This window comes from Pseudomonas sp. NPDC085632, assembly GCF_044541255.1.
In the GTDB taxonomy this organism is placed as follows: Bacteria; Pseudomonadota; Gammaproteobacteria; order Pseudomonadales; family Pseudomonadaceae; genus Aquipseudomonas.
The window spans coordinates 1-26,874 of sequence record NZ_JBITSX010000059.1; the positions used below are offsets into that span (position 1 = coordinate 1).

Consider the following 26,874-nt stretch of genomic DNA (forward strand, 5'->3'; position numbering starts at 1 on the left):
CTTTACCGATGGTGTACAGCATCACCGGGTTATCGAACTCGGCGGCCACCTCGCGGATGATGTGGATGCTTTCCGCCTCCAGCTGTTTCAGATGCGTCAGTTTGTCGACCATGGCTACTCACGAAAACTTTCTTATGAACGGCCAGCGGGCCGTGTTCGAGCGGGGAATCCTAGCACAGCGACCTTCTTCTAATCAGGACGCGAGCTAGAACGAAAGGGCATATGAATATGCCCACCAGTTCGGCCAATCCGCCCGTGTAGGAGCTGCCGAAGGCTGCGATCTTTTGATCCTTGAAAACAAAATCAAAGGATCGCAGCCTTCGGCAGCTCCTACAGGGGTCGTGCAAGTCAGATCGGGTTGGGGATGTCGATGAAGATGTGCTCCAGGGCGAAACGTTTTGCCAGGTAGTCACCCAACGCCTGTACGCCGTACCGCTCAGTGGCGTGGTGACCGGCGGCGATGAAGCTGATGTCGTTCTCGCGAGCGCTGTGGAAGGTCTGCTCGGAGGCTTCACCACTCAGATACAGATCGACGCCTGCGGCGACGGCTTGATCGATATAACCCTGACCACCGCCAGTGCACCAGCCAACCCGACGAATCATCGGATTGCCTTCAATCAGCAACGGTTCGCGGCCCATGACTTCCTGCACCTTGCGGGCGAAATCGCGTGCTGTCATCGGTTCATTCAAGGACCCCACCAGACCGACGATTTTAAGATTGTCCGGATCCAGCGGCCCTTCTACGGTGATATCCAACTGCCGCGCCAGCTGCACGTTATTGCCAACGTCCGGGTGCAGATCCAGCGGCAAGTGGTAAGCGAGCAGACTGATGTCGTGCTTGAGCAAGGTCTTCAATCGGCGCTGCTTCATGCCGGTAACGCACGGGTTCTCGCCCTTCCAGAAGTAACCGTGATGCACCAGCACCAGATCGGCCTCAGCCTCGACGGCGGCATCCAGCAAGGCCTGACTGGCAGTGACGCCGCTGACAATACGCATCACCTGCGGGCGGCCCTCAACCTGCAATCCATTCGGGCAATAATCGGCAATTTTCGCACTGCCAAGGTAACGGTCGGCTTCTTCGACGAGGGTGCTGAGGGCAACGGCCATGAAAGACTCCTAAATATCCCGTTCCGAGGCACGCGCGGCCTCGTATAATGCGCGACATTATGGGCGGTCTGACCCCGCCTGCAACTTTTCCAGGACGTGCTTAATGTTCAAGGCGCTGCGTTTTATGGGCTGGCCGCTGTTGGCCGGCGTGCTTATCGCTCTGTTGATTATTCAGCGTTACCCGCAGTGGGTCGGGCTACCGAGCCTCGACGTCAACCTGCAACAGGCGCCGCAGACCACCAGCGTGCAGCAGGGGCCGGTGTCCTATGCCGATGCGGTAACTATTGCAGCGCCCTCGGTGGTCAACCTGTACACCACCAAAGTCATCAACAAACCGGCGCATCCGCTGTTTGAAGATCCGCAGTTCCGCCGTTTCTTTGGTGATAACTCGCCGAAGCAGAAACGCATGGAGTCGAGCCTCGGTTCCGGCGTGATCATGAGCCCGGAAGGCTACATTCTGACCAACAACCACGTGACCAGCGGCGCCGACCAAATTGTCGTGGCGCTGAAGGACGGTCGTGAAACCCTCGCCCGGGTGATCGGCAGCGATCCGGAAACGGACCTCGCGGTGTTGAAAATCGATTTGAAAACCCTGCCGGCCATCACCGTCGGCCGCTCCGACAACATCCGCATCGGCGACGTCGCGCTGGCCATCGGCAACCCGTTCGGCGTTGGCCAGACCGTGACCATGGGCATCATCAGCGCCACCGGGCGTAATCAGTTGGGCCTGAACAACTACGAAGACTTTATCCAGACCGACGCGGCGATCAACCCGGGCAACTCCGGCGGCGCGCTGGTCGATGCCAACGGCAACCTCACCGGCATCAACACAGCGATCTTCTCCAAGTCTGGCGGTTCGCAGGGCATTGGCTTTGCGATCCCGGTGAAACTGGCAATGGAAGTGATGAAGTCGATCATTGAGCACGGTCAGGTGATTCGTGGCTGGCTGGGTATTGAAGTGCAACCGCTGACTCAGGAACTGGCCGAGTCGTTCGGTTTGTCCGGACGCCCGGGAATTGTCGTCGCGGGGATCTTCCGCGATGGCCCGGCACAGAAGGCCGGCCTGCAGTTGGGTGACGTGATTCTGAGCATCGATGGCGAGCCGGCCGGCGATGGCCGTCGTTCGATGAACCAGGTCGCACGGATCAAACCGACCGACAAAGTGACGATTCAGGTGATGCGCAACGGCAAAGAGATAAAGCTCACCGCTGAAATCGGCCTGCGTCCGCCACCGGCGCCGGTGAAAGAAAAAGAAGAATAAAACTTTTTTCGCGCCAGTCGCGCGAATAAAAGACATTCTCAACAGACATGTTATATTGTTTCAATTCTAAGAATTGGAACAACATAACATGTCGTCTCGAACAAAGGCCTCCCTGCTCGGTCTGAGCCTTGGATTGCTGGTCGATCCAGCCTTCGCTGAAGAACCCAAACCGCTTGAACTGGACGCCATCAGCGTCATCTCCGACTACGAATCGCCGACCGGACCGGTCAAGGGCTACCGCGCCACGCGTTCGTCCAGCGCGACCAAAACCGACACCGCGATCCGCGATATCCCGCAGGCGATCAGCGTGGTGCCCGCCAGCGTGCTCAAGGATCTGGGCAGTACCAGTGTCGAACGCGCACTGGATTTCGCCGGCGGCGTGTCGAAGCAAAACAACTTCGGCGGCCTGACGCTTTATGAATACAGCGTGCGCGGATTCACCACATCGGAGTTCTACAAGGACGGCTTCAGCGCCAATCGCGGCTATCCGAGCACACCGGATGCAGCCAACATCGAGCGCATCGAAGTACTCAAAGGCCCGGCTGCCAGCCTTTACGGTCGGGGCGATCCCGGCGGCACGGTGAACATTGTCACCAAGAAACCGCAGCCCGAAGCCTTCACCACTTTGCAAACCAGCGCCGGTAGCTGGGATCGCTATCGCACCGCGCTGGACGTCAACACGCCGCTGGATGATCAGGGCAATGTGCTGTCGCGGATCAACCTCGCGGTCGAGGACAACCACAGCTTCCGCGATCACGTCGACAGCAAACGTGTGTTCGTTGCCCCTTCGATCAGTTGGCAATTGAACCCGGACACCTCGTTACTGGTGGAAAGCGAAATCGTCCGTCACAGCTCCACCTTCGATCGCGGCATCGTCGCACCGAACAACAAATGGAGCGGCGTGTCGCGTTCGACCTTCCTCGGCGAGCCCAACGACGGCAACATCGATAACCACAACAATCTGCTTCAAGCGACCCTGGAACATCACCTCAACGACAGTTGGAAGCTGCGCCTGGCCAGCCACTATAAGGAAGGCAAACTTTGGGGCTACGCTTCGGAAAATCGACCGCTGAGCACTGATAACCGTACTGACAGCCGCCGCTATCGCGAGCGCGACACCAATTGGCATGACAGCATCACGCAACTGGAACTGCGCGGGCTGTTCGACCTCGGCCCGTGGCAGCACGAACTGCTGATCGGCACCGAATACGAAAATTTCCGCAAGAACGAGCGCGTCACCACGATTGCCGGCGGCCCTTACGCCATCGACATCTACAAGCCGATCTACGGCCAGCCAAAACCCAACGGCGCACGCTCAGGAAGCGACTTCTTCGAACACGTCGAAAGCCACGCGCTGAACCTGCAGGATCAGATCGTCTTTACCGACAAACTGCGCGGGATGATCGGCGCGCGTTTCGAGCATTTCGATCAGCACATCGACGACCACAGTCGCAACGCCACAAGCGACCAACGCCACGATGCGCTCACCCAGCGCGCCGGATTGCTCTACCAATTGACGCCGCAAACGGGCGTATTCGCCAACGCCTCAACCTCGTTCAAACCGAACAACGGCCTCGACGCCTCAGGCAAATCCTTCGATCCGGAAGAAGGCGTCGGCTACGAAGTCGGGATAAAGAACGAGCTGTTTGACGAGCGCCTGAGCAGCACCCTCGCCTTCTTCCACATCGACAAGGAAAACGTCCTCGCCCTCGACCCTGCCACTGACACCAGCCGCGCCATGGGCAAGGCACGCAGTCGCGGTTTCGATCTGCAAGTCACCGGACAGGTCACCGACGCGGTACGAATCATTGGTGCCTTTGCCTACATTGACGCCGAAGTAACCAAGGGTGACGCGGTGATTCCCACCGGCAGCCGCATTCTTGGCGTGGCCAAACGCAGCGGCAGTCTGCTCGGGGTTTATGAGTTTCAGGATGGACATTTGCGCGGCTCGGACGTCGGCGCGGCGTTCACCTATGTCGGTGACCGCTCAGGCGAATCCGGCAGCGACTTCGAATTGCCGGCCTACCACACCGTCGACTTGCTGGCGCATTACAAGGCCAGCGACAACGTCACCGTCGGCCTGAACCTGAACAACGTCTTCGACGAAAAGTATTACGAGCGCTCCTACAGCAACTACTGGGTCAACCCCGGCGAGCCGCGCAATTTCACTGTCAGCCTGACTCTCAACCTGTAAAAGGAAGTCCCCCATGCAATACCGTAAAACCCTCGCGCTGATCGCCGCGCTGTTCGCCGGCCAGGTCTCGGCCCATGGCCTGTGGACCGAAGAACGTCGCGGCAATATCGAAGTGATCTACGGTCACGGCGCCGAAGACAATGCGTTCAAAGCGCAGAAGATCAGCGGCGCCTGGGCTTACGACGTGGCCGGCAAGATGATTCCGGTCAGCGTCGAGCGCCTGGCAGATCACGCGCGTCTGAAACCTTTGAAGTCGCCGGCGGTGATGGCCGTGGCACTGAACAATGGTATGTGGTCGCAAACGGCTGACAAGAAGTGGATCAACGAAGGCCGCAGCAAAGTGCCGGGCGCTGTCGAGGCCACCGAGACGTTCAAGTACAGCCTGGCGATTTACAAGCCGGCGGCGAAGTTGCCGAAACTCGATCAGATCAAACTGCTGATTCTGCCGGAGGTTGATCCGCTGACCGTGGGGCCGGGCAAATCATTGCCGGTGCGGGTGTTGCTCGATGGCAAACCGGCGGCGGGCGTGAAGTTGATTGGCGACTATCGCAGCGCGCCGAACACGTTGAGCACCGAGACGGACAAGGATGGGCGTGCGCAGGTGCTGGTGAGGAACGAAGGGTTGAATGTGATTGCGGCGCAGGTTGAGGTGCCGGTGAAGGGCAGTGCGGATGTGGATAGTCGTGGGTTGTTCAGTTCGCTGACATTCCTTGGCGAACCGCATCACGAATAAGAGCAGACCCTCACCCCAGCCCTCTCCCTCCGGGAGAGGGAGCCGACCGAGGTGTAAGGCGTCATACATCGACCTGAAAGACCAGGTCGATTATGGATTCAATACAAATCGTGCACGTCGACGAAACTCTGCAATATCCCCCAATCAGTCCCCTCTCCCTTTGGGAGAGGGTTAGGGTGAGGGGCTTTTGCTTTTAGAGGTCGCCAAGCCCGTCAATCAGCGCCTGATTCTGCTCCGGCGTGCCAATCGAAATCCGCAGGAACTGCGCAATCCGCTCCTGCTTGAAGTGCCGCACAATCACGCCCTGCTCACGCAGCTTCGCCGCCAAACCCGCCGCATCATGCTGCGGATGCCGGGCGAAAATGAAGTTCGCCGCCGACGGCAGCACTTCAAATCCTTTGGCCTGCAACTGCGTGATCACCCACTCACGGCTCTCGATCACCAGGCGGCACGTCTTGTCGAAATGCTCGCGATCCTCGAACGCCGCCGCTGCGCCAACAATCGCCAGACGATCGAGTGGATAAGAGTTGAAACTGTTCTTGATCCGCTCCAGCGCCTCGATCAGGTCCGGATGCCCGACCGCCAGACCCACACGCAGCCCGGCCAGCGAGCGCGACTTTGACAGCGTCTGCGTCACCAGCAGATTCGGATAGCGATCGACCAGACTGATCGCCGTCTCGCCGCCGAAATCGATGTACGCCTCGTCCACCACAACCACCGAATCCGGGCTGGCCTTGAGTATTTGTTCAACCGCGTCCAGCGCCAGCAGGCAACCAGTCGGTGCGTTCGGGTTAGGGAAAATGATCCCGCCGTTCGGTTTGGCGTAGTCGGCCGGGTCGATCTGGAACTGTGCATCCAGCGGCACCGCATCAAACTGTATGCCGTACAAACCGCAGTAAACCGGATAGAAGCTGTAGCTGATGTCCGGGAACAGCAGCGGCTGATCGTGTTGCAGCAAACCGTGGAAAATGTGCGCGAGCACTTCATCCGAGCCGTTGCCGAGGAACACCTGATTGCTCTGCACGCCGTAGTAATGGGCGACGGCGGTTTTCAGCAGATCACTGTTCGGGTCCGGGTACAGACGCAGGTTATCGTTGAGCTCGACCTGCATCGCCGCCAAGGCTTTTGGCGATGGGCCGTAGGGGTTTTCGTTGGTATTGAGCTTGACCAGTTTGGTCAGCTTCGGTTGTTCGCCCGGCACGTATGGCACCAGATCCTTGACGAACGAGCTCCAGAATTTGCTCATCGCTCAGTTCCCCTGCCCTTGTTGAAAGTCTTCGTCTTTGATGCGGTATTCGGCGCTGCGCGCGTGAGCGCTCAGCGATTCGCCACGGGCCAGAACCGATGCAGTCTTGCCCAGCTCGGAAGCACCGGCCTCGGAGCAGAAAATGATCGACGAACGCTTCTGGAAGTCATACACACCCAGCGGCGAGGAAAAGCGCGCGGTGCCGGAAGTCGGCAATACGTGGTTCGGGCCTGCGCAATAGTCGCCCAGTGCTTCCGAGGTGTGACGGCCCATGAAGATCGCGCCAGCGTGGCGGATCTGCGGCAGCCAGGCTTGCGGGTCAGCGACCGAAAGCTCCAAGTGTTCCGGGGCAATGCGGTTGGCGACTTCGATCGCTTGCGCCATGTCCTTCACGTGAATCAGCGCACCGCGGCCATTGATCGAGGTTTCGATGATGGTCGCGCGATCCATGGTCGGCAGCAATTTATCGATGCTCGCGGCAACCTTGTCGAGGAAATCGGCGTCCGGGCTGACCAGAATCGCCTGAGCGTCTTCGTCGTGCTCGGCTTGCGAGAATAGGTCCATGGCGATCCAGTCCGGATCGGTCTGGCCATCGCACACCACGAGAATTTCCGAAGGGCCGGCGATCATGTCGATGCCGACCTGACCGAACACGTGGCGCTTGGCGGTGGCGACATAGATGTTGCCCGGGCCAACCACTTTGTCGACTTTCGGAACGCTTTCGGTGCCGTAGGCCAGCGCAGCGACGGCTTGTGCACCACCGATGGTGAACACCCGGTCAACGCCAGCGATGCACGCAGCGGCCAGCACCAGTTCGTTGATTTCACCGCGCGGGGTCGGCACGACCATAACCACTTCGGTCACGCCAGCGACCTTGGCCGGAATCGCGTTCATCAACACCGATGACGGGTACGACGCCTTGCCGCCCGGCACGTACAGACCAGCGCGATCCAGCGGCGTGACCTTCTGGCCCAGCACCGTGCCGTCAGCTTCGGTGTAGCTCCAGGAATCCTGCTTCTGTTTTTCGTGGTAGCTGCGCACACGGGCGGCGGCTTTTTCCAGTGCTTCGCGCTGTGGCACGGTGATGCGCGTCAAGGCCAGTTCCAGGCGCTCGCGCGGCAGGATCAGGTCGGCCATCGAGGCGACTTCGAGGCCGTCGAACTTCTGGGTGAACTCGACCAGCGCCGCGTCACCGCGTTCGCGCACAGCCTTGATGATGTCAGCACCCGCTGATTGACCGAGTCGTCAGACACACTTTCCCAGCTCAGCAGATGATCCAGATGATGCGCGAAATCCGGGTCAGCAGCGTTGAGTCGGCGAATTGCAGTCGGTGCGGTCATAGCGAGAGCCTCATAGGAATGGCAAAAAACTCAGGCGCCCGAAACTATCATTCGATCCGCTTAGGCACCTGAGAATTCTGGCTATGAGGCGGATAGACGGCGCGACCTCGGGTCGCGCAGGTAAATCAGCCGCGGTGTCGCGATTCCACTGCGTTGCGCAGGGTATCGATCAACGCCTGGATTCGGGCGTGTTGCATTTTCATCGAAGCCTTGTTGACCACCAGGCGCGAGCTGATCGTGGCGATCAGTTCCTGAGGTTCCAGGCCGTTGGCGCGCAGGGTGTTACCGGTGTCGACGACGTCGATGATCTTGTCGGCCAGACCGATCAGCGGGGCCAGCTCCATCGAGCCGTACAGCTTGATGATGTCGACCTGACGGCCCTGCTCGGCGTAGTAACGCTTGGCGACGTTGACGAACTTGGTCGCCACGCGCAGACGGCCCTTGGGCTCCGGCGCGCCGATCTTGCCGGCGGTCATCAGTTTGCACTGGGCAATTTGCAGGTCCAGTGGCTCGTACAGGCCCTGGCCGGTGTATTCCATCAGTACGTCTTTACCGGCAACGCCGAGGTCCGCCGCGCCATGCTCGACGTAAGTCGGCACATCGGTGGCACGCACGATCAGCAGACGAACATCGTCTTGCGTCGTGGGGATGATCAGCTTGCGGCTCTTGTCCGGATTCTCGGTCGGCACGATGCCCGCTTCGGCGAGAAGCGGAAGAGTGTCGTCAAGGATGCGGCCCTTGGACAGTGCGATGGTCAACATGGGAAACGTCAGTCCTTATCAAGGTACTCATGTCCGGTCGCAATCGGCGCCGGACACACATCGAGCCGGAAACCGGCTCGACTCAAAACGAATTCAGTGGACACGTCCCTGTGTCCCGATGCAGCAATCAGCCCGGAACGCGACGGATCTTGGCGCCCAGCATCTGCAGTTTTTCTTCGATGCACTCGTAACCACGGTCGATGTGGTAGATGCGGTCGATCAGGGTGTCGCCTTCGGCAACCAGTGCCGAGATCACCAGGCTGGCCGAAGCTCGCAGGTCGGTGGCCATGACTGGCGCGCCCTTGAGGACTTCAGTACCGGTAACGATGGCAGTGTTGCCTTCGACCTGGATCTTGGCGCCCATGCGGTGCAGTTCGTACACGTGCATGAAACGGTTTTCGAAGATCGTCTCGATCACCGCACCGGTGCCTTCGGCAATGGCGTTGAGCGAAATGAACTGCGCTTGCATGTCAGTCGGGAAAGCCGGGTACGGCGCAGTGCGCACGTTGACTGCTTTCGGACGCTTGCCGTGCATGTTCAGCTCGATCCAGTCTTCACCGCAGGTGATTTCTGCGCCGGCTTCACGGAGTTTTTCCAGAACGGCTTCGAGGATGGTCGGATCGGTGTCCTTGACCTTGACGCGACCACCGGTCACGGCAGCGGCAACCAGGTAGGTGCCGGTTTCGATACGGTCAGGCATGACCTTATAGAAAGCCGAACCCAGACGCTCGACGCCATCGATGGTGATGGTGTCGGTACCAGCGCCGGAAACCTTGGCGCCCATGGCGTTGAGGAAGTTGGCCAGGTCGACCACTTCAGGCTCGCGAGCGGCGTTCTGCAGCACGCTACGGCCTTTGGCCAACGCAGCAGCCATCATGATGTTCTCGGTACCGGTCACACTGACGGTATCGAAGAAGAAGTGTGCGCCGCGCAGGCCGCCTTCAGGCGCCTTGGCCTTGATGTAGCCGCCTTCGACGTCGATGACCGCGCCCATGGCTTCGAGACCACGGATGTGCAGATCGACCGGACGCGAACCGATCGCGCAACCGCCAGGCAGTGCAACTTCGGCTTCACCGAAACGGGCAACCATCGGACCCAGTACCAGGATCGAGGCACGCATGGTTTTCACCAGTTCGTACGGCGCGATCAGGGTCTTGATGGTGCGCGGGTCGATTTCGACACTGAGTTTCTCGTCGATCACCGGCTCAATGCCCATGCGACCGAACAGCTCGATCATGGTGGTGATGTCGTGCAGGTGCGGCAGGTTACCAACGGTCACCGGGCCATCGCACAGCAGGGTAGCGGCCAGGATCGGCAGGGCGGAGTTTTTTGCGCCGGAAATGCGGATCTCGCCATCAAGACGAGCGCCACCGGTAATAATCAATTTATCCATAAGAATCTCGACGCCCTTAGGCTCAGGTGCGCTCGGCCCAGGCCGCGCTGCTGAAAAATTTCATAGTGACCGCATGGATGCTGCCATCGGTGATCCATGGGTTCAAATGGGCATAGATCTGCTGCTGACGCTTCACCGGGCTCAACGCCGCCAGTTCATCGCTAATCACGTTCAGCTGGAAATTGCAGCCTTCGCCCTCAACTTCTACCAACGTTCCGGGCAGCTTTCCTTCAAGGAAGCTCTTCACTTCTACGGCCTGCATGCTCAACCTCAATCGGCGCCCTGTGCGCACGGGTCGGACATCATACAAAAAAGCCCCGCGCCTGCGAACCCCGCATGGCAGGACTCTGACGGGGGGCTTCTTTATAGATGTGGGTTCAGGGGTGCGCCAACAGTTCGGTCAGTTCACTGACCTGAGCGATTTCGCGCATATCTTCGGGCATCGCACGGATGCTCACGGCCTTGCCGGCCGCTTGCGCATCCCGCATGAAGCACAGCAGCAACGACAAACCGACGCTGCTGGACTTTTTCACCGCCGAGCAGTCGATCACCAGCGAAGACGCCTTGCTGGACCTTATCAGCGTCTGGCCTTCCTTGCGCAGGTCCGCACCGGTGCGATAGTCCAGAACTCCGCTGAGCAAGAGCTCGTCGACATCACTCATACGAACTGCGGCCTCACTCATTGTGCTGGATTCTTTTCGGTGGCTTCCTTGGCCTTGGCCACTTCACCGGCCCAACCATTGATGGTCTTGTCCAGATCGTTGCCATTACGCTGCATGGCGTCGGCGAACTGATCACGGAACAGCTTGCCGATGTTGATGCCATTGATGATCACGTTGCGCAGTTTCCACTCGTCGTTGATCTTCTCCAGCGTGTACTGCACAGGATAGATCGCGCCGTTGCTGCCCTTGACGGTCATGTTGACGCTGGTGCGATCGCCCGACTCGTCCTTGGCCGGATCAACGGTGATGCCCTGATTGTTGTACTCCAGCAAGGCATTACCGTAGAACTGAAACAAGCCTTTCTTGAAGTTTTCCTGGAAGGTCTGCATCTGCGCCGGCGTGGCCTTGCGCGAATACTTGACCGTCATGATGCTTTTGGAAATGCCTTCAGCATCCACTACCGGCCCGACAATGCTGTTGAGCGCCACGTAGAAATCAGTCGGATCCTGCTTGTATTTTTCTTTGTTCGCAGCCAGGTCAGCCAGCAACCGGGTGGTTGTGTCCTGCACCAGATCATGTGCTGAAGTCGCAGCAGCCACGGCGTTACCCATCAACGGCAAGGCCGCCAACAGCACCAACAGGCTGCGTCGCAAGATAGAGATCATTCAAAAGCTCCTCATTTGGCGTCTTTGCTAACGGTATTGAGCAGGAATTTACCGATCAGGTCTTCCAGTACCAGTGACGACTGCGTGTCGTGAATGGTTCCACCATCCTTCAGCGGTTTGTCTTCCCCGCCGACGCTGATACCGATGTACTTCTCGCCCAGCAGACCAGCGGTCAGGATAGACGCTGTGGAGTCGGTCGGCAGGTTGTCGACCTTTTTATCCACTTGCAGGGTGACCCGACCGGTGAAGCTGTCGCGATCGAGATCGATCGCCGTGACCTTGCCGATGGTCACACCGGCCATGGTCACTTTGGCTCTGACCGTCAAACCGGCGATATTGTCAAAGTAGGCATACAGTTTATAGGTGTCGGTGGTCGACGTCGGAGACAGACCACTGACCCGCAAAGCAAGCAGCAACAAAGCCAGGATCCCTGCCAGCAGGAACAGGCCGACACCGATTTCCAGGGTGCGGTTTTGCATCAGAAATCTCCAAACATCAAAGCGGTCAGAATAAAGTCCAGGCCGAGGACTGCCAGCGAGGCAAACACCACGGTCTTGGTAGTGGCACGGCTGATCCCCTCGGAAGTGGGCTCACAGTCGTAGCCTTGGAATACGGCGATCCAGGTCACTACAAAGGCAAAAACAATACTTTTGATCACGCCATTGAGCACGTCACTGGTGAAATTCACGCTGTTCTGCATGTTTGCCCAATAAGAGCCTTCATACACACCCAGCCAGTCGACAGCCACCCACGAACCGCCCCAGATGCCTACCACGCTGAAAATCATCGCCAGCACCGGCAGGGAAATGAAGCCGGCCCACAGGCGTGGGGCAATGATGTACTTGAGCGGATCGACGCCGATCATTTCCAGACTGGAAAGCTGCTCGGTGGACTTCATGTTGCCGATCTCTGCGGTCAACGCCGAACCGGCACGACCGGCGAACAACAGCGCTGTCACCACCGGGCCGAGCTCACGCAACAGGGTCAGCGCAACCATCTGCCCCACGGCCTGTTCCGAACCGTAGCTCGACAGAATACTGAAGCCCTGCAGCGCCAGCACCATGCCGATGAAGATCCCGGAAACGACGATGATCACCAGCGACATCACGCCAACCGAATGCAGCTGCTTGACCAGCAGGCTGAAACCGCCGCTGATTCCGCCACGACCCAGCAAGGCATGAAACAGGAACAGCGTCGCACGGCCGAACACCGCGACGGCGTCGATCGCCGCCTCGCCGAACCGGCGCACGCGTTCTATTAATGAAATTCTGCGCATCAGCGCTTCCCCAGAAGATCTGCGCGGTAATCCGTCGCTGGAAAATGGTACGGCACCGGGCCATCGGGATTGCCGGTCATGAACTGACGGATACGCGGCTCGTCCGAGTTCATCAGCTCGTCCGGCGTCCCCTGCCCCAGCACCTGACCATCACCGACGACATAGATGTAGTCGGCAATGCTCGCGGTTTCAGCCAGATCGTGGGACACCACGATACTGGTGATCCCCAGCGCATCGTTGAGCAGACGTATCAGACGGACCAGCACGCCCATGGCGATCGGGTCCTGCCCGACGAACGGTTCGTCGTACATGAGGATCTGCGGATCGAGCGCAATCGCCCGCGCCAGTGCGACACGGCGCTTCATGCCACCGGACAGCTCATCCGGCATCAATTCGATGGCACCGCGCAGACCGACCGCCTGCAATTTGAGCAGGACGATGTCGCGGATCATTTCTTCCGGCAAATCGGTATGAACACGCAGAGGGAAAGCCACGTTCTCGAACACATCGAGATCGGTGAACAGCGCGCCGCTTTGAAACAGCACACCCATGTGCTTTCGCGCGTCGAACAGATCGCTGCGCGAAAGCGCAGGCAAATTCTGGCCGTTGACCCAGACTTCGCCGCTGGCAGGGCGCAATTGTGCGCCCATCAACCGCAGCAGCGTCGTCTTGCCACACCCGGAAGGTCCCATGATGCCGGTGACCTTGCCGCGCGGGATGCGAATATCGACGTTATTGAAAATGCTGCGCGCACCGCGCTTGAAGGAGACTCCCTTCAGCTCGACCGCGTAGGCGTTATCGGCACTCATCTAAACTCCTTGCGATGCAGCCTCTCACTCGGACGCCTGTCTTTACTTAAAAAGCACGTACATCCCGGGCAGGCCGAACTGGCGGCGAACTATATCACTGCAAAGGCTAAGCGCCCAAGGCTTGTACCTGCCTGAGTTCGGCGATATGACAGGTGCGCAGGCTCTTTTGCCGGGTTTTGGTAACGAGGAATGACAAAGCACGACGAACTTGCGTGAGGCTTTGCAACATAACCGCTATAATCGCCGCCTTTTCATCGGGCTATACGATTTCTGACATGAGCCAATCCAGCGACCTGATTCAATCGGCACAACGCACCATCCAACTCGAAGTGGAAGCCGTACAAGGCTTGTTGCCCCATATCGACGCCGATTTCGTACGCGCTTGCGAGATGATTCTGGCCAGCAAGGGCCGTGTAGTCGTGGTCGGCATGGGCAAATCCGGGCATATCGGCAACAAGATCGCCGCGACCCTGGCCAGCACCGGCACCCCGGCCTTTTTTGTCCACCCGGCCGAAGCCAGCCATGGCGACATGGGGATGATCACTCGCGATGACGTGATCCTGGCCCTGTCGAACTCCGGCTCGACCAATGAAATCGTGACCTTGCTGCCGCTGATCAAACGTCTGGGCATCCAGCTGATCAGCGTCACCGGCAACCCGCAATCGCCGCTGGCCAAGGCAGCCGAAGTCAATCTCAACGTTCACGTCGAACACGAAGCCTGCCCGCTGAACCTGGCCCCGACCTCATCGACGACAGCGGCACTGGTCATGGGCGATGCGCTGGCCGTCGCGCTGCTGGAAGCGCGCGGTTTCACCGCCGAAGACTTCGCCTTCTCCCACCCGGGCGGCGCGCTCGGTCGTCGCCTGTTGCTGAAAGTGGAAAACGTCATGCACGCCGGGCAGGAATTGCCGCAAGTACAGCGCGGCACGCTGCTCAAGGACGCACTGATGGAAATGACCCGTAAAGGTCTGGGCATGACCGTCATCCTTGAAACTGACGGTAAACTGGCCGGAATCTTCACTGACGGCGACTTGCGCCGCACGCTGGATCGCAGCATCGACATCCGCAGCGCCACCATCGACCAGGTCATGACCGCTCACGGCAAGACTGCCCGCCCGGAAATGCTGGCCGCCGAAGCCCTGAAAATCATGGAAGACCACCGAATCAACGCATTGGTAGTCGTAGACGAGGAGGACCGCCCGGTCGGCGCCTTCAACCTCTCCGATCTGCTACGCGCAGGAGTCATGTAATGAGCAACGATCTGCTGCAACGCGGCAAAGGGATCAAACTGGCGGTTTTCGACGTCGACGGCGTCCTCACCGACGGTCGCCTGTACTTCCTTGAAGACGGCAGCGAGTTCAAGACCTTCAACACCCTCGACGGTCAAGGCATCAAAATGCTGATGAACGCCGGCGTGCAGACCGCTATCATCAGCGGCCGCAAGACCCCAGTGGTCGAGCGCCGAGCGAAAAACCTGGGAATTCCCCACCTGTTTCAGGGCCGCGAAGACAAATTGGTCGTTCTCGACGGCCTGCTTGAGCAACTGAGCCTAAGCTATGAAGAAGTCGCGTACCTCGGTGACGATCTGCCCGACCTGCCGGTGATTCGCCGTGTTGGCCTGGGCATGGCCGTAGCCAACGCCGCCGATTTCGTCCGCGAACACGCCCATGGCGTCACCCGAGCCCGTGGTGGCGAAGGTGCCGCCCGCGAATTCTGCGAATTGATCCTGCGCGCCCAGGGCCGCCTCGATGCGGCCAACGCCGCGTACCTGTGAGCCAAACCATGTTCAGCAAAAAATTTCGCAACTTCCTGCTGTTCGGCTGCATCGCGGCGATATTCGCCGCGGTGGGCTACTGGAACATCAGCCCGGAACGCTTCCTCGACAAGCCACCAGTGACGTCGGTCGAAACGCCTATCGACTGGTATGCAACCAACACGCATACCCTGCAATATCTGCCGGACGGCAAAGTGCAGTATGAAATGACCTCCGACAAGGCCGAGCACGTCAAGGCAACCGATATCACACTGGTCACCAAACCCGACCTGAACATGTATCGCGGAACCGAGTTTCCGTGGCATGTGACCAGTGAGCGCGGTGAAGTGAATTCGGGCGGCACCCAAGTGGAATTGATCGACTCGGTACGCATCAAGCGCACCGATGAACAGAACCGCGACCTGCTGGTTACTTCCACGCGCATGACAGTGTTCCCGCAGGAGCAATATGCGCAGACCGAGCAACCCGTTAGAATCGACGGCGCTGGCGGTGTATCGACTGGCGTTGGAATGAAAGCGTACCTGAAGGAAAGCAGGATACACCTGCTATCGAACGTAAGAGGACAGTATGAGGCTCGTTAAAACCCTCCCTATTTTGCTCAGTCTGGGCGCAGCACTGGGAAGCGTGAGCGCCTGGGCTCTGCCGAACGATCAGCAGCAACCTATCCGCATTCAGGCCGACGACGCCCAACTGGACGACAAGAACGGCATCGCCACTTATAAGGGTGATGTCATCATCACTCAGGGTTCGATGAAGGTGACCGGTAATACCGTGACCATCACCCGCACCCCGGCCGGCGATATCGACGTGGTGACGTCGGTGGGCAACCTTGCCTACTTCGAACAACTGCAAACCCAAGGTGACGCCAAGCCTGTACAGGGCTGGGGCGTGACGATCCAGTACCACGCTGCGCAAAACCGCGTCGTGCTGATCGACAAGGCCAAGGTTGTCGACAAGGACAACAACACGACTCAGGGCGAGAAAATCGTCTATGACACCGTGAAGAAACTGGCCAGCGCCGGTCGCGCTACCGGCAGCAAGGTCACCGAAGCGCGTCCGCGCATCGACATGGTGATCCAGCCGAAGAAGAAAACCGACGAGAAAACCCAGTAATGGCAACTCTGAAAGCTCAGCACCTGGCCAAGGCCTATAAAAGCCGCCAGGTTGTGCGTGACGTCAGTCTGTCGATCGACAGCGGCCAGATCGTCGGCCTGCTCGGCCCGAACGGTGCCGGCAAGACCACCTGCTTTTACATGATCGTTGGCCTGGTACAGGCCGATCAGGGCCGCGTACTGATTGATGATCTGGACGTCAGCCATCAGCCGATGCACGGTCGTGCAAAGGCCGGTATCGGCTATCTGCCGCAAGAAGCGTCGATCTTCCGCAAACTGTCGGTGGCCGACAACATCATGGCCATCCTCGAGACCCGTCAGGAACTCGACAAGGCCGGTCGCCGCAAAGAGCTGGAAAGCCTGCTGCAGGAATTCCACATCACCCACATCCGCGACAATCTCGGCATGAGCCTGTCCGGTGGTGAACGCCGCCGTGTGGAGATCGCTCGCGCGCTGGCAACGGCACCGAAATTCATCCTGCTCGACGAACCGTTCGCCGGTGTCGACCCAATTTCCGTCGGCGACATCAAGCAGATCATCCACCACCTCAAGGCCAAGGGCATTGGTGTACTGATCACCGACCACAACGTCCGTGAGACGCTGGACATCTGCGAAACCGCTTACATCGTCAACGACGGTCAGTTGATTGCCGAGGGCGATGCAGAAACCATCCTGGCCAACGATCTGGTCAAGGAAGTGTATCTGGGCCACGAGTTCCGCCTGTAAGCGCAACAGTGCCCGGTGCGCCGCCCGGGCGCTGTATCGATTCAAGCAGAATTTAATACGCTTTAATTGTTACAGCGCTCTAGGCAAACACTTCAGTTTCAGGCATATAATTTGCTTAAGTTTGGCGCTTCGGCGCCCTGTAGTGGATGGCGCATAGCGCCGGCGAATAAGGTGTTAAGCCCCTGCCATGAAACCATCGCTAGTCTTGAGAATGGGCCAGCAGCTGACGATGACACCGCAGCTGCAACAGGCCATCCGTCTGCTCCAATTGTCGACCCTGGATCTGCAACAGGAAATCCAGGAGGCTCTGGAATCAAATCCGATGCTCGAACGCCAGGAAGAAGGCGACGACTTCGACAATTCCGACCCCATGGCCGACAACGCCGAACAGAAGCCCCCCACCGAAATCCAGGAACCGTCCTACCAGGAAACTGCCCCGACGGTGGACAACCTCGAGGAGGGCGAATGGAACGAGCGCATCCCCAACGAGCTTCCGGTCGACACCGCCTGGGAAGACGTCTACCAGACCAGTGCCAGCAGCCTGCCGAGCAGCGACGATGACGAGTGGGACTTCACCACACGCACGTCCGTCGGCGAGAGCCTGCAAAGCCACCTGCTGTGGCAATTGAACCTTGCACCGATGTCCGACACCGATCGCCTGATCGCCGTCACCCTGATCGATTGCATCAACAATCAGGGCTACCTGGATGAAACCCTCGAAGAGATCCTTGAGGCGTTCGATCCGGAACTGGACATCGAACTGGACGAAATCGAAGCCGTCCTGCACCGCATTCAACAATTTGAACCCGCCGGTATCGGCGCCCGCAACCTCGGCGAGTGCCTGCTGCTGCAGTTGCGCCAGTTACCTGCCAAGACCCCGTGGCTGGCGGAAGCGAAACGCCTGGTCACCGACTACATTGACCTGCTCGGCAGCCGCGACTACAGCCAGTTGATGCGCCGGATGAAGCTCAAGGAAGACGAGCTGCGTCAGGTCATCGAGCTGGTGCAAAGCCTCAATCCGCGCCCGGGTTCGCAGATCGAATCAGCCGAAGCCGAATACGTCGTCCCTGACGTCATCGTGCGCAAGGACAACGAACGCTGGCTAGTCGAGCTCAATCAGGAATCGGTGCCACGCCTGCGCGTCAACGCCCAGTACGCCGGTTTCGTCCGTCGTGCCGACACCAGTGCCGACAACACCTTCATGCGCAATCAGTTGCAGGAAGCCCGCTGGTTCATCAAGAGCCTGCAGAGCCGCAACGAAACCCTGATGAAAGTTGCCACCCAGATCGTCGAGCATCAACGCGGTTTCCTGGAGTACGGCGACGAAGCGATGAAGCCGCTGGTTCTGCATGACATCGCCGAAGCGGTTGGCATGCATGAGTCAACGATTTCGCGGGTGACCACGCAGAAATTCATGCATACCCCGCGCGGTATTTATGAACTGAAATACTTTTTCTCCAGCCACGTCAGCACCTCCGAAGGCGGCGAATGCTCGTCCACGGCGATCCGTGCGATCATCAAAAAACTGGTTGCCGCGGAAAATCAGAAAAAGCCGTTGAGTGACAGCAAGATCGCTGGTTTACTGGAGGCACAAGGCATTCAGGTGGCTCGCCGCACCGTCGCCAAGTACCGCGAATCCCTCGGAATCGCGCCTTCGAGCGAACGCAAGCGGTTGATGTAAGCCACGTTACAGCGTTCCAGTGGCAGGCTATCCAGCCTGCCGCTTTATGCACTGGCAACGAAGGAGAAGCTGTATGCAAGTCAACATCAGTGGACACCAACTGGAAGTGACCCAACCTCTGCGTTCCTACATCGAGGAAAAACTCCAACGACTGGAGCGACATTTCGACAAGATCACCAACGTGCAAGTCACGATGTGCGTCGAAAAGCTGAAGCAGAAAATCGAAGCCACCTTGCATATACCCGGCAGCGAAGTGGTCGCCAACGCAGAAGATACTGATATGTATGCTGCGATCGACTCACTCACCGACAAGCTGGATCGCCAACTCAAAAAGCATAAGGAAAAGACCCAGAGCCTCCTCCAGGGCGCAACCGGTCGTTAACATCCCTAACCCATGATCCGACTTGAAAGTATCCTGACCCCCGGCCGTTCCCTCGTGAACGTGCCGGGCGGCAGTAAAAAGAAAGCCCTCGAACAAATTGCCAACCTGATCGCCCGCGAAGTGCCGGCTCTGGAGATGCAAGATGTCTTCGAGGCGCTGATTGCCCGTGAAAAACTCGGTTCTACCGGTTTTGGTAACGGCATCGCCATTCCTCATTGCCGCCTCAAGGGCTGCGAAGCGCCAATCAGTGCGCTGATGCACCTTGATGCTCCGATCGATTTCGACGCCATTGACGGCGCTCCGGTTGACCTGCTGTTCGTACTGCTGGTCCCCGAGGCTGCCACCGATGCGCACCTGGAACTACTGCGCCAGATCGCCAGCATGCTGGACCGCAAGGAAGTGCGCGAAAAACTGCGCAGTGCTCCAAGCAATGAAGCCTTGTATCAGGTTGTCCTGAGCGAGCAGAACGGGCATTAATCATGCGCTTGATCATCGTCAGCGGCCGTTCCGGCTCGGGTAAAAGTACGGCTCTGGATGTCCTTGAGGACAACGGCTATTACTGCATCGACAACCTGCCTGCAGGCTTGCTGCCGGAACTGGCCGAACGCGCGCTGATTCACACTGAGCTGGCGCAACCGCTGGTGGCCGTCTCGATCGATGCGCGCAACCTGCCGAGTCATCTGACGCGCTTTCCCGAGCTGCTTGAAGACGTCCGGGCGAAGCACATCCAGTGCGATGTCCTGTATCTGGACGCCGATGAAGAAACCCTGCTCAAGCGTTTTTCCGAAACCCGTCGTCGCCACCCGCTGAGCAACGCCAATCGTTCGCTGGCCGAGGCGATTCAGGATGAAACCGCCCTGCTCGGCCCGATCGCCGATCTGGCCGACTTGAAGATCAACACCACCAACCTCAACCTTTACCAATTGCGCGACACCATCAAGCTGCGCCTGCTGAATCAACCAGAGCCGGGCACGGCGTTTCTGGTCGAATCATTCGGCTTCAAGCGCGGCATGCCGGTAGACGCGGATCTGGTATTCGATGTGCGCTGCCTGCCCAATCCGTACTGGAAGCCGGAACTGCGCGCACAATCGGGTCTCGATGCGCCGGTGGCTGAGTACCTCGCGGCGCAGCCGGAGGTCGAAGAAATGTTCCAGGACATTTTCACCTACCTGCACAAGTGGCTGCCGCGTTTCGCCGCAAGCAACCGCGCTTACGTCACCATTGCCATTGGCTGCACCGGCGGGCATCACCGCTCCGTCTACCTGACCGAACGTCTGGGTCAGGCCCTGCAGAAAACCCTGAAGAACGTCCAGGTTCGCCACCGCGACCTCACTTAAAGGATTCACACCGCGATGCCTGCTCTGGAAATCGAAATCATCAACAAGCTGGGCCTGCATGCCCGCGCATCGGCCAAGTTTGTCGGGGTGGCCGGGCAGTATCCGGATTGCTCGATCAGAGTAGGCCGCACGCCAGAGACTACGGTCGATGGCAAAAGCATCATGGCGATGATGATGCTGGCGGCTGGCAAGGGCACCAAGATTCATTTGAGTACTGAAGGGCATCAGGAACAGGAAGCGCTGGATGCGCTGGTGGCGCTGATCAACAACTACTTCGATGAAGGTGGCTGACAGCCAACATCAAAAGATCGCAGCCTGCGGCAGCTCCTACAGTGAACGCCTTCCAATGTAGGAGCTGCCGCAGGCTGCGATCTTTTGATCTTCAACCTAATGCGGTATCCATCACCATCATCAGACAAAACCCGATCAACAAGCCAAGACTGGCCAGTTTGTCATGACCATGGCGCCGTGATTCCGGGATGACCTCATGGGTCACCACCAGCAACATCGCCCCCGCCGCGAGTGCCAGACCTAATGGCAACAATATCTGCGCCAAACCGACCAGCCACGCACACAACAGCGCAAACACCGGTTCGACCAGACCTGACGCCGCACCGATCAGGAACGCCTTGACCCGCGACATCCCCGCCCCGGCCAACACCAACGCAATCACCAGACCTTCCGGCACATCCTGCAGGGCAATGCCCATGGCCAGGCTGTCCGCATCCGGCATGCCGCCGCCGGCTGAGACGCCAACGGCCATGCCTTCAGGAATGTTATGGGCAATGATGGCAAACACGAACAACCAGATTCGTGGCGGAATCACCGGACGCTCCGGCGTACCCACCAGCATTTCCGGCGAAGCTCCGGATAACTGACGATCAACCAAATACAGACCGAATGCACCGAGCATGATGCCGAAGCAAATCAGGCCGCTGGATGACCAAGGTGTCAGCCCCAGATTCTCGGCGGCGGCAATGCCCGGTACGATCAGCGAAAACGCCGTCGCTGCCAGCATCACCCCCGCGCCAAAACCCAGCAGGGTATCGCTGAGTGCCTGCGGCATGCGCCGAATCACCAGCACCGGAACAGCGCCAAGCGCCGTGCCGAGGGCGCAGATCGCGCCGCCCTGAAGCGCCCGTGACAGTCTTGGTTCCAGATTCAGCCATTCCAGTCCGTGGGCAACCAGCAAGGTCATGCCCGCCAACAGCAATAGCGAACCCACTGCGTAGCGAAACATACGCCCACTTCCGATCGCCAGTGTTTCAGTGCCCATAGTCAGCCTTGGATTGTTTTTATAAAAGACTTAAACCAGTGCGGCCTGATAGCGCGCAGCAACTTCAGGCCAATTGATCACGTTGTAGAACGCGTTGATGTATTCCGGACGGCGGTTCTGATAGCGCAGGTAGTAGGCGTGCTCCCAGACGTCGAGACCGAGGATCGGCGTGTTGCCGTTCATCAACGGGCTGTCCTGATTGCCGCTGCTTTCCACGACCAGTTTTTTCTCCGGGGTCACGCTTAGCCAGGCCCAGCCACTGCCGAAACGGGTCAGTGCCGCTTTGGTGAAGGCGTCCTTGAAGCTGTCGAGGCCCCCCAGTTGGTCATCGATGGCTTTGGCCAGCGCGCCGTCCGGTTTGCCACCGCCGCCTGGCACCATGACTTCCCAGAACAGCGAGTGGTTGGCGTGACCGCCGCCCTGATTGATCACCGCCGCGCGGAGCTTTTCTGGCAGCTCCTTGACGCTGGCCACGAGTTTTTCCACCGGCCATTCGGCGTATTCGGTGCCTTCTACTGCCGCGTTGAGGTTGTTGATGTAGGTCTGGTGATGCTTGGTGTAGTGGATCTCCATGGTCTGCGCATCGATGTGCGGTTCCAGTGCGTCATAGGCGTAAGGCAAGGCAGGCAAGGTAAAAGCCATTTCAATGGACTCCATGGTGATGTGGGGCAGGCGCGCGGCGCGCATTGCCGGTATCCGGGTGCAGCAGGCGCTGAGTGCGCGGGTATTCGCCGTGTTCACTGATGAAATTCAGCAGTTCGACGTAGGTCTTGCTGCTCTGGCGCAGCGCCGCTTCACGCAGCGCCGGGCGCAGGCGCTCGTCCTGCATGGTCTGCAACAGCCGCTGATGGATGGCGCAAAGGTATTCGGCGCTCTCCTCCGGCTGATTCAGGCGCAAGTGCAAGTCGGCCAGGTTGTGGTGAGAGATGACGCAGGCCGCCACCGCTTCGTCGGCATCTGCCCAGCGTTCGAACAACACTTGCGCCAGGGCCAGGGCTTGCAGGTAAGCCTCACGGGCGTCGATCAGTTCGCCGAGCATGAAGCAGCGATTGGCCCGTTCGATCGTGCGTTTCCAGTGCTCCATGGTGAGCCTCCAAAGCGGTTGCAGGGTTTATACGCCGCCGGCGGTGAGTTTCTCGGGGTTGAGCAACTCTTCCAGTTGGCTGCGCGACAGGTCGGTGTGTTCAAGCGCGACGTCGATCACCGCGCGGCCTTCCTTGTAGGCCTGCTTGGCGATTTCGGCGGCTTTCTGGTAACCGATGATCGGGTTGAGCGCGGTGACCAGAATCGGGTTGCGCGATAGCGCCTCTTTCAAGCGCGACTCGTTGACCTTGAAACTGGCGATGGCTTTGTCGCCGAGCAGACGGCTGGAGTTGGCCAGCAGTTCGATGCTGCTCAGCAGGTTCTGCGCGATGATCGGCAGCATCACGTTCAGTTCGAAGTTGCCCGACTGGCCGGCAATGGTGATCACCGAATCGTTGCCGATGACTTGCGCGGCCACCATGGCAGTGGCTTCGGGGATCACCGGATTGACCTTGCCCGGCATGATCGACGAGCCCGGTTGCAGGGCTTCCAGTTCGATTTCGCCGAGGCCGGCGAGCGGGCCGGAGTTCATCCAGCGCAGGTCGTTGGCGATTTTCATCAGCGACACTGCGGTGGCTTTAAGCTGGCCAGAGACGGCGACGGCGGTGTCTTGCGAGCCGATCAGCGCGAACAGGTCTTTGCCCGGCGTAAATTGCACGTCGGTCAGTTGGCTGAGTTGGCGGCTGAAACGTGCGGCGAACTCAGGATGCGCGTTGATCCCGGTACCGACCGCCGTGCCACCCTGCGCCAGGGATTGCAGGCTTGGCAGCAAATCCTGCAGGTGAGCGATGTTGGCTTTGAGTTGCTGCGCCCAACCGTTGAGCACCTGGCTCATACGCACCGGCATCGCGTCCATCAAGTGCGTGCGGCCGGTTTTGACGTGGTGATGCACTTGCCCGGCCTTGTGCTCGATCACTTGCACCAGGTGCAGCAGCGCCGGCAGCAATTGTTCGTGCAGGGCCAGCGCGGCGCTGACGTGAATGGTGGTCGGGATGATGTCGTTGCTGCTCTGGCCGCAGTTGACGTGATCATTGGCATTCACCGGTTCATCGAGCAGGCGACTGGCGAGGGTGGCAATCACCTCATTGGCGTTCATGTTGGAACTGGTGCCGGAACCGGTCTGGAAGATATCCACCGGAAAATGCTGCATGAAATCGCCTTCGAGCAGGCCTTGCGCGGCGTCGCTGATGGCTTTGCCCTGAGCGGCTGTGATCTGGTTGAGTTCAACGTTGGCGCGTGCGGCGGCGGCTTTGGCGAGGATCAGTGCGCGGATGAATTGCGTCGGCATCGGTTTACCGCTGATCGGGAAGTTATCCACTGCGCGCTGGGTTTGCGCGCCGTAGAGAGCGTCCACCGGCACCTGCAGTTCGCCCATGCTGTCGCGCTCAATACGTGTCTTGGTCATCTGAAAATCCTTGCACCAGTTCAATAAGAGGAATCGAGGGAAGCAGTTCGCAAGTGGCGAGCTGCCAGGTATAGCGCTGCCAACGCTTGAGCCGGCATTTGCACAGGGACAGGCGCTCCATTTCACGCAATGGGCGCCAGGCTTGATCGAGACAGAGGCTACGCCAGTGCCACGGCAAGGCGATGTCGGTGGCCGTGTCGAGCAGAAGACGGAAGGAGGTTTCAGCGATGGTCCAGGGAGAAGTGGCCGTACAACAGGCCAGATACCGGCCTTCGGCCAAGTAATGTTCGATCACGCGCGGCTCGTCAGGATCAATCGCGCAACGGATCTGGCGACTCATCCAGCGCCAGCTTTCGAGGTATGGCTGCTCGTGCAAGGCAGAACTCATGATCCGGGGCTCATCCGATAATGAGATTTATTATTAGATGATAATGAGAACCAAAACAAGAGCGCCTTTGTAGGAGCTGCCGAAGGCTGCGATCTTTTGATTTTGTTTTTTAAAGGCAAGATCAAAAGATCACAGCCTTCGGCAGTTCCTACATGCAGACATAAAAAAAGGCGCGCCATCCGAATGGATGGCGCGCCTTTTTGTGTGACGGTTGCGACTTAGCTACCCGCCACCGTCATCCGCTCGATCAACACCGAGCCGGTGCGAATGTTGCTGCGCAGTTCCAAGTCGTTACCCACGGCAACGATCTGTTTGAACATGTCACGCATGTTGCCGGCGATGGTCACTTCCTGCACCGCGAACTGGATTTCGCCGTTCTCGACCCAGAAACCCGCCGCGCCACGCGAATAATCGCCAGTGACCATGTTCAGACCATGGCCCATTAATTCGGTGACCAACAGGCCACGGCCCATTCGCTTCAACAGCGCCGCCTGGTCTTCATCGCCATGGGTGACGAACAGGTTGTGTACGCCGCCAGCGTTGGCAGTGCTCGGCATGCCGAGTTTGCGCCCGGAGTAAGTGCCGAGGATATACGACACCAACTCGCCCTTTTCGACGAACGGTTTAGCGTAAGTCGCCAGACCGTCACCGTCGTACGAAGCGCTACCCATCGCACGCATCAAGTGCGGACGCTCGTCAATGGTCAGCCACTCCGGAAACAACTTCTGCCCCAGAGTGCCTTCAAGGAACGACGACTTGCGATACAGGCTGCCACCGGATACCGCCGAGAGGAAACTGCCAAACAAGCCGCCCGCCAACTCTGCGGAAAACAGCACCGGCACCTCGCACGTCGGTACCGGACGCGCGCCCAAGCGGCTCGCCGCCCGTTGCGCAGCACGCTGACCGATGCTCACCGGATCCGCCAGCAGACTGCCCTGACGGCTCACGTCGTACCAGTAATCGCGCTGCATCTGGCCATCAGCCTCGGCGATCATCACGCAACTCAAGCTGTGTCGGGTCGAGGCGTAGCCACCAATGAACCCGTGGCTGTTGCCGTACACGCGACAGCCCTGATGCGTGCTCAGCGTGGTGCCGTCAGCGTTCTTGATCCGCGCATCGGCGTCGAAGGCCGCTGCTTCACAGAGCAGGGCCTTTTCGATGGCCTGCTCCGGCGTGATGTCCCACTCGTGGAACAAATCGAAATCGTGCTGCTCCTTGGCCATCAACGCCGCATCAGCAAGCCCCGAGGCTTCGTCTTCGGAGGTGTGTTTGGCGATGGCCAGTGCCGCTGCGACGGTCTCGCGAATCGCATCCGGGCCGGTTGCCGAGGTGCTGGCCGAGCCTTTGCGCTGGCCCACGTACAGCGTGATGCCAAAACCCTGATCGCGGTTGAATTCAACGGTTTCGACTTCGCGCTGGCGCACCGAGGTCGACAGTCCCTGCTCAAGCGACACCGCTACTTCACAGGCACTGGCGCCCTGACGCTTGGCTTCGGCGATGATCTGCTCGACTTGTTCCTGCAGTGCCGGCAATGCCTGCGGGCCGACGCTTTCAACTGCACTCATGCTCATCTCCACTCAAATTCTGCTTTCGGCTGGGGTCATCGAGCGACCGGGCCGGACAAGCGGCCCCCGACTGGTTATCATGGCGGCGTTTCTTTGCGGACTGCCACCATGGTTGATTCTTACGACGACTCCCTCGATACGGGAGAAAAAAGCAAATCTCAGGTCAAACGCGAGCTGCATGCTCTGGTTGACCTCGGCGAGCGCCTGACAACACTCAAGCCTGACTTGATCGCAAAACTGCCGCTGACCGACGCCATGCGCCGGGCTTTGGCCGATGCGCCCAAGCACACCGCGAACATCGCGCGTAAACGGCATTTGCAGTTCATCGGCAAACTGATGCGCGACCAGGACACGGACGCCATTCTCACGTTGCTCGATCAACTCGATGCCTCTACTCGTCAGTACAACGAGCGTTTCCACAATCTCGAACGCTGGCGTGATCGCCTGATCGCAGGCGACGATGCCGTGCTGGAGAAGTTCGTCGTCGAGTACCCGGACGCCGATCGCCAACAACTACGCTCCTTGATCCGTCAGGCTCAGCACGAGGTTGCGCAAAACAAACCTCCTGCTTCCAGCCGCAAGATCTTCAAGTACATCCGTGAGCTGGACGAGACTCAACGCGGTCTGCGTTGAGATATCGCCACTTGTAGGAGCTGCCGCTGGCTGCGATCTTTTGACTTTGATTGTTAAAAGCAAGA

General features: G+C 59.0%; 30 protein-coding genes and 2 pseudogenes. 14 read left to right on the plus strand and 18 right to left on the minus strand.

Annotated elements, in window-relative coordinates; translation table 11 throughout:
- Window positions 1-112: pseudogene (locus tag ACIF4X_RS26020) on the minus strand (sulfate adenylyltransferase small subunit); the annotation flags it as partial.
- Window positions 113-348: 236 nt separating this feature from the next.
- Window positions 349-1,107 carry a Nif3-like dinuclear metal center hexameric protein gene (locus ACIF4X_RS26025; protein ID WP_397484272.1) on the minus strand — a complete coding sequence of 253 codons (759 nt, stop codon included), beginning with the start codon at window positions 1,105-1,107 and terminating at the stop codon, window positions 349-351.
- A 103-nt stretch (window positions 1,108-1,210) separates the two neighbouring features.
- Here ACIF4X_RS26025 and algW point away from each other — a divergent pair, with 103 nt between their 5' ends.
- The 3 genes from algW (at window position 1,211) to ACIF4X_RS26040 (ending at window position 5,295) form a co-directional block, all read left to right on the plus strand.
- Window positions 1,211-2,368 carry a Do family serine endopeptidase AlgW gene (algW, locus tag ACIF4X_RS26030; RefSeq protein ID WP_016987037.1) on the plus strand — a complete coding sequence of 386 codons (1,158 nt, stop codon included), beginning with the start codon at window positions 1,211-1,213 and terminating at the stop codon, window positions 2,366-2,368.
- 88 nt (window positions 2,369-2,456) lie between these two features.
- On the plus strand, window positions 2,457-4,562 hold the full coding sequence (locus ACIF4X_RS26035; RefSeq protein WP_397484273.1) for a TonB-dependent siderophore receptor: 2,106 nt from the start codon (window positions 2,457-2,459) through the stop codon (window positions 4,560-4,562).
- Window positions 4,563-4,575: 13 nt separating this feature from the next.
- On the plus strand, window positions 4,576-5,295 hold the full coding sequence (locus ACIF4X_RS26040) for a DUF4198 domain-containing protein (RefSeq protein WP_397484274.1): 720 nt from the start codon (window positions 4,576-4,578) through the stop codon (window positions 5,293-5,295).
- Between the two features lie 193 nt (window positions 5,296-5,488).
- On the opposite strand, the gene hisC is transcribed toward ACIF4X_RS26040, so the two are convergent.
- From hisC to ACIF4X_RS26090, 10 genes and pseudogenes are all read right to left on the minus strand, one after another.
- On the minus strand, window positions 5,489-6,541 hold the full coding sequence (hisC, locus tag ACIF4X_RS26045; RefSeq protein WP_397484275.1) for a histidinol-phosphate transaminase: 1,053 nt from the start codon (window positions 6,539-6,541) through the stop codon (window positions 5,489-5,491).
- 3 nt (window positions 6,542-6,544) lie between these two features.
- Window positions 6,545-7,881 (minus strand): annotated as a pseudogene (gene hisD / locus ACIF4X_RS26050) (histidinol dehydrogenase).
- Between the two features lie 125 nt (window positions 7,882-8,006).
- A complete protein-coding gene (gene hisG / locus ACIF4X_RS26055; RefSeq protein ID WP_007912384.1) occupies window positions 8,007-8,642 on the minus strand; it encodes an ATP phosphoribosyltransferase in 636 nt (211 codons plus the stop codon).
- Between the two features lie 127 nt (window positions 8,643-8,769).
- Complete coding sequence (gene murA / locus ACIF4X_RS26060; protein WP_007912385.1) at window positions 8,770-10,035, minus strand: UDP-N-acetylglucosamine 1-carboxyvinyltransferase; 1,266 nt, start codon at window positions 10,033-10,035, stop codon at window positions 8,770-8,772.
- A 22-nt stretch (window positions 10,036-10,057) separates the two neighbouring features.
- Window positions 10,058-10,297, minus strand: coding sequence for a BolA family protein (locus ACIF4X_RS26065; RefSeq protein WP_007912386.1), 240 nt, complete (start codon window positions 10,295-10,297; stop codon window positions 10,058-10,060).
- Between the two features lie 115 nt (window positions 10,298-10,412).
- Complete coding sequence (locus ACIF4X_RS26070; RefSeq protein ID WP_397484276.1) at window positions 10,413-10,718, minus strand: lipid asymmetry maintenance protein MlaB; 306 nt, start codon at window positions 10,716-10,718, stop codon at window positions 10,413-10,415.
- Window positions 10,715-11,362 carry a phospholipid-binding protein MlaC gene (locus ACIF4X_RS26075; RefSeq protein ID WP_397484277.1) on the minus strand — a complete coding sequence of 216 codons (648 nt, stop codon included), beginning with the start codon at window positions 11,360-11,362 and terminating at the stop codon, window positions 10,715-10,717. The genes ACIF4X_RS26070 and ACIF4X_RS26075 overlap by 4 nt, the downstream gene beginning before the upstream one ends.
- Before the next feature lie 11 nt (window positions 11,363-11,373).
- On the minus strand, window positions 11,374-11,841 hold the full coding sequence (gene mlaD / locus ACIF4X_RS26080) for an outer membrane lipid asymmetry maintenance protein MlaD (RefSeq protein ID WP_007912400.1): 468 nt from the start codon (window positions 11,839-11,841) through the stop codon (window positions 11,374-11,376).
- Window positions 11,841-12,638 (minus strand): lipid asymmetry maintenance ABC transporter permease subunit MlaE, encoded by a 798-nt coding sequence (mlaE, locus tag ACIF4X_RS26085; RefSeq protein WP_007912402.1) that lies wholly within the window; start codon window positions 12,636-12,638, stop codon window positions 11,841-11,843. The genes mlaD and mlaE overlap by 1 nt, the downstream gene beginning before the upstream one ends.
- Complete coding sequence (locus ACIF4X_RS26090; RefSeq protein ID WP_277760594.1) at window positions 12,638-13,447, minus strand: ATP-binding cassette domain-containing protein; 810 nt, start codon at window positions 13,445-13,447, stop codon at window positions 12,638-12,640. The genes mlaE and ACIF4X_RS26090 overlap by 1 nt, the downstream gene beginning before the upstream one ends.
- A 275-nt stretch (window positions 13,448-13,722) precedes the next feature.
- Here ACIF4X_RS26090 and ACIF4X_RS26095 point away from each other — a divergent pair, with 275 nt between their 5' ends.
- The 10 genes from ACIF4X_RS26095 to ACIF4X_RS26140 all read left to right on the plus strand — a co-directional run bounded on the left by ACIF4X_RS26095 (window position 13,723) and on the right by ACIF4X_RS26140 (window position 20,750).
- Window positions 13,723-14,697, plus strand: a complete 975-nt coding sequence (locus tag ACIF4X_RS26095) for a KpsF/GutQ family sugar-phosphate isomerase (protein ID WP_007912405.1) — start codon at window positions 13,723-13,725, stop codon at window positions 14,695-14,697.
- Window positions 14,697-15,221 carry a KdsC family phosphatase gene (locus ACIF4X_RS26100; RefSeq protein WP_397484278.1) on the plus strand — a complete coding sequence of 175 codons (525 nt, stop codon included), beginning with the start codon at window positions 14,697-14,699 and terminating at the stop codon, window positions 15,219-15,221. The genes ACIF4X_RS26095 and ACIF4X_RS26100 overlap by 1 nt, the downstream gene beginning before the upstream one ends.
- An 8-nt stretch (window positions 15,222-15,229) precedes the next feature.
- On the plus strand, window positions 15,230-15,802 hold the full coding sequence (lptC, locus tag ACIF4X_RS26105) for an LPS export ABC transporter periplasmic protein LptC (RefSeq protein WP_103303116.1): 573 nt from the start codon (window positions 15,230-15,232) through the stop codon (window positions 15,800-15,802).
- Window positions 15,789-16,334 carry a lipopolysaccharide transport periplasmic protein LptA gene (gene lptA, locus ACIF4X_RS26110; protein ID WP_397484279.1) on the plus strand — a complete coding sequence of 182 codons (546 nt, stop codon included), beginning with the start codon at window positions 15,789-15,791 and terminating at the stop codon, window positions 16,332-16,334. Before lptC ends, lptA begins: the two co-directional genes overlap by 14 nt.
- Window positions 16,334-17,059, plus strand: coding sequence for an LPS export ABC transporter ATP-binding protein (gene lptB / locus ACIF4X_RS26115; RefSeq protein WP_201227965.1), 726 nt, complete (start codon window positions 16,334-16,336; stop codon window positions 17,057-17,059). Before lptA ends, lptB begins: the two co-directional genes overlap by 1 nt.
- Window positions 17,060-17,246: 187 nt before the next feature.
- Window positions 17,247-18,740, plus strand: coding sequence for an RNA polymerase factor sigma-54 (locus ACIF4X_RS26120; RefSeq protein WP_397484280.1), 1,494 nt, complete (start codon window positions 17,247-17,249; stop codon window positions 18,738-18,740).
- Window positions 18,741-18,813: 73 nt separating this feature from the next.
- Window positions 18,814-19,122 (plus strand): ribosome hibernation-promoting factor, HPF/YfiA family, encoded by a 309-nt coding sequence (gene hpf / locus ACIF4X_RS26125; protein ID WP_007912419.1) that lies wholly within the window; start codon window positions 18,814-18,816, stop codon window positions 19,120-19,122.
- 12 nt (window positions 19,123-19,134) lie between these two features.
- The gene (gene ptsN / locus ACIF4X_RS26130) at window positions 19,135-19,599 is read left to right on the plus strand and encodes a PTS IIA-like nitrogen regulatory protein PtsN (protein WP_397484281.1); all 465 of its coding nucleotides are present in this window, start codon (window positions 19,135-19,137) and stop codon (window positions 19,597-19,599) included.
- Between the two features lie 2 nt (window positions 19,600-19,601).
- Window positions 19,602-20,459 carry an RNase adapter RapZ gene (gene rapZ, locus ACIF4X_RS26135; protein ID WP_242205280.1) on the plus strand — a complete coding sequence of 286 codons (858 nt, stop codon included), beginning with the start codon at window positions 19,602-19,604 and terminating at the stop codon, window positions 20,457-20,459.
- Window positions 20,460-20,474: 15 nt separating this feature from the next.
- Complete coding sequence (locus ACIF4X_RS26140) at window positions 20,475-20,750, plus strand: HPr family phosphocarrier protein (RefSeq protein WP_397484282.1); 276 nt, start codon at window positions 20,475-20,477, stop codon at window positions 20,748-20,750.
- Window positions 20,751-20,841: 91 nt separating this feature from the next.
- On the opposite strand, the gene ACIF4X_RS26145 is transcribed toward ACIF4X_RS26140, so the two are convergent.
- From ACIF4X_RS26145 to pmbA, 6 genes are all read right to left on the minus strand, one after another.
- Complete coding sequence (locus tag ACIF4X_RS26145; protein ID WP_397484283.1) at window positions 20,842-21,735, minus strand: ZIP family metal transporter; 894 nt, start codon at window positions 21,733-21,735, stop codon at window positions 20,842-20,844.
- Between the two features lie 30 nt (window positions 21,736-21,765).
- A complete protein-coding gene (locus tag ACIF4X_RS26150) occupies window positions 21,766-22,377 on the minus strand; it encodes a superoxide dismutase (protein WP_397484291.1) in 612 nt (203 codons plus the stop codon).
- Between the two features lies 1 nt (window position 22,378).
- Window positions 22,379-22,819: a hypothetical protein gene (locus ACIF4X_RS26155; protein WP_007953590.1), complete on the minus strand. Its 441-nt coding sequence runs from the start codon at window positions 22,817-22,819 to the stop codon at window positions 22,379-22,381.
- A 27-nt stretch (window positions 22,820-22,846) separates the two neighbouring features.
- On the minus strand, window positions 22,847-24,223 hold the full coding sequence (locus ACIF4X_RS26160; protein ID WP_397484284.1) for a class II fumarate hydratase: 1,377 nt from the start codon (window positions 24,221-24,223) through the stop codon (window positions 22,847-22,849).
- A complete protein-coding gene (locus ACIF4X_RS26165; protein WP_397484285.1) occupies window positions 24,204-24,611 on the minus strand; it encodes a FagA protein in 408 nt (135 codons plus the stop codon). The genes ACIF4X_RS26160 and ACIF4X_RS26165 overlap by 20 nt, the downstream gene beginning before the upstream one ends.
- 218 nt (window positions 24,612-24,829) lie before the next feature.
- Entirely contained in the window at window positions 24,830-26,176 is a 1,347-nt protein-coding gene (pmbA, locus tag ACIF4X_RS26170) for a metalloprotease PmbA (RefSeq protein ID WP_160055867.1), read from the minus strand.
- Between the two features lie 108 nt (window positions 26,177-26,284).
- Here pmbA and yjgA point away from each other — a divergent pair, with 108 nt between their 5' ends.
- Entirely contained in the window at window positions 26,285-26,809 is a 525-nt protein-coding gene (yjgA, locus tag ACIF4X_RS26175) for a ribosome biogenesis factor YjgA (RefSeq protein ID WP_007915377.1), read from the plus strand.
- The last annotated feature ends 65 nt before the right edge of the window (window positions 26,810-26,874 follow it).

Bases quoted from the DNA above. Each gene is read 5' to 3' on its own strand.
- ACIF4X_RS26025 (WP_397484272.1), bottom strand. From the start codon at position 1,107: ATGGCCGTTGCCCTCAGCACCCTCGTCGAAGAAGCCGACCGTTACCTT.
- algW (WP_016987037.1), top strand. From the start codon at position 1,211: ATGTTCAAGGCGCTGCGTTTTATGGGCTGGCCGCTGTTGGCCGGCGTG.
- ACIF4X_RS26035 (WP_397484273.1), top strand. From the start codon at position 2,457: ATGTCGTCTCGAACAAAGGCCTCCCTGCTCGGTCTGAGCCTTGGATTG.
- ACIF4X_RS26040 (WP_397484274.1), top strand. From the start codon at position 4,576: ATGCAATACCGTAAAACCCTCGCGCTGATCGCCGCGCTGTTCGCCGGC.
- hisC (WP_397484275.1), bottom strand. From the start codon at position 6,541: ATGAGCAAATTCTGGAGCTCGTTCGTCAAGGATCTGGTGCCATACGTG.
- hisG (WP_007912384.1), bottom strand. From the start codon at position 8,642: ATGTTGACCATCGCACTGTCCAAGGGCCGCATCCTTGACGACACTCTT.
- murA (WP_007912385.1), bottom strand. From the start codon at position 10,035: ATGGATAAATTGATTATTACCGGTGGCGCTCGTCTTGATGGCGAGATC.
- ACIF4X_RS26065 (WP_007912386.1), bottom strand. From the start codon at position 10,297: ATGCAGGCCGTAGAAGTGAAGAGCTTCCTTGAAGGAAAGCTGCCCGGA.
- ACIF4X_RS26070 (WP_397484276.1), bottom strand. From the start codon at position 10,718: ATGAGTGAGGCCGCAGTTCGTATGAGTGATGTCGACGAGCTCTTGCTC.
- ACIF4X_RS26075 (WP_397484277.1), bottom strand. From the start codon at position 11,362: ATGATCTCTATCTTGCGACGCAGCCTGTTGGTGCTGTTGGCGGCCTTG.
- mlaD (WP_007912400.1), bottom strand. From the start codon at position 11,841: ATGCAAAACCGCACCCTGGAAATCGGTGTCGGCCTGTTCCTGCTGGCA.
- mlaE (WP_007912402.1), bottom strand. From the start codon at position 12,638: ATGCGCAGAATTTCATTAATAGAACGCGTGCGCCGGTTCGGCGAGGCG.
- ACIF4X_RS26090 (WP_277760594.1), bottom strand. From the start codon at position 13,447: ATGAGTGCCGATAACGCCTACGCGGTCGAGCTGAAGGGAGTCTCCTTC.
- ACIF4X_RS26095 (WP_007912405.1), top strand. From the start codon at position 13,723: ATGAGCCAATCCAGCGACCTGATTCAATCGGCACAACGCACCATCCAA.
- ACIF4X_RS26100 (WP_397484278.1), top strand. From the start codon at position 14,697: ATGAGCAACGATCTGCTGCAACGCGGCAAAGGGATCAAACTGGCGGTT.
- lptC (WP_103303116.1), top strand. From the start codon at position 15,230: ATGTTCAGCAAAAAATTTCGCAACTTCCTGCTGTTCGGCTGCATCGCG.
- lptA (WP_397484279.1), top strand. From the start codon at position 15,789: ATGAGGCTCGTTAAAACCCTCCCTATTTTGCTCAGTCTGGGCGCAGCA.
- lptB (WP_201227965.1), top strand. From the start codon at position 16,334: ATGGCAACTCTGAAAGCTCAGCACCTGGCCAAGGCCTATAAAAGCCGC.
- ACIF4X_RS26120 (WP_397484280.1), top strand. From the start codon at position 17,247: ATGAAACCATCGCTAGTCTTGAGAATGGGCCAGCAGCTGACGATGACA.
- hpf (WP_007912419.1), top strand. From the start codon at position 18,814: ATGCAAGTCAACATCAGTGGACACCAACTGGAAGTGACCCAACCTCTG.
- ptsN (WP_397484281.1), top strand. From the start codon at position 19,135: ATGATCCGACTTGAAAGTATCCTGACCCCCGGCCGTTCCCTCGTGAAC.
- rapZ (WP_242205280.1), top strand. From the start codon at position 19,602: ATGCGCTTGATCATCGTCAGCGGCCGTTCCGGCTCGGGTAAAAGTACG.
- ACIF4X_RS26140 (WP_397484282.1), top strand. From the start codon at position 20,475: ATGCCTGCTCTGGAAATCGAAATCATCAACAAGCTGGGCCTGCATGCC.
- ACIF4X_RS26145 (WP_397484283.1), bottom strand. From the start codon at position 21,735: ATGGGCACTGAAACACTGGCGATCGGAAGTGGGCGTATGTTTCGCTAC.
- ACIF4X_RS26150 (WP_397484291.1), bottom strand. From the start codon at position 22,377: ATGGCTTTTACCTTGCCTGCCTTGCCTTACGCCTATGACGCACTGGAA.
- ACIF4X_RS26155 (WP_007953590.1), bottom strand. From the start codon at position 22,819: ATGGAGCACTGGAAACGCACGATCGAACGGGCCAATCGCTGCTTCATG.
- ACIF4X_RS26160 (WP_397484284.1), bottom strand. From the start codon at position 24,223: ATGACCAAGACACGTATTGAGCGCGACAGCATGGGCGAACTGCAGGTG.
- ACIF4X_RS26165 (WP_397484285.1), bottom strand. From the start codon at position 24,611: ATGAGTTCTGCCTTGCACGAGCAGCCATACCTCGAAAGCTGGCGCTGG.
- pmbA (WP_160055867.1), bottom strand. From the start codon at position 26,176: ATGAGTGCAGTTGAAAGCGTCGGCCCGCAGGCATTGCCGGCACTGCAG.
- yjgA (WP_007915377.1), top strand. From the start codon at position 26,285: ATGGTTGATTCTTACGACGACTCCCTCGATACGGGAGAAAAAAGCAAA.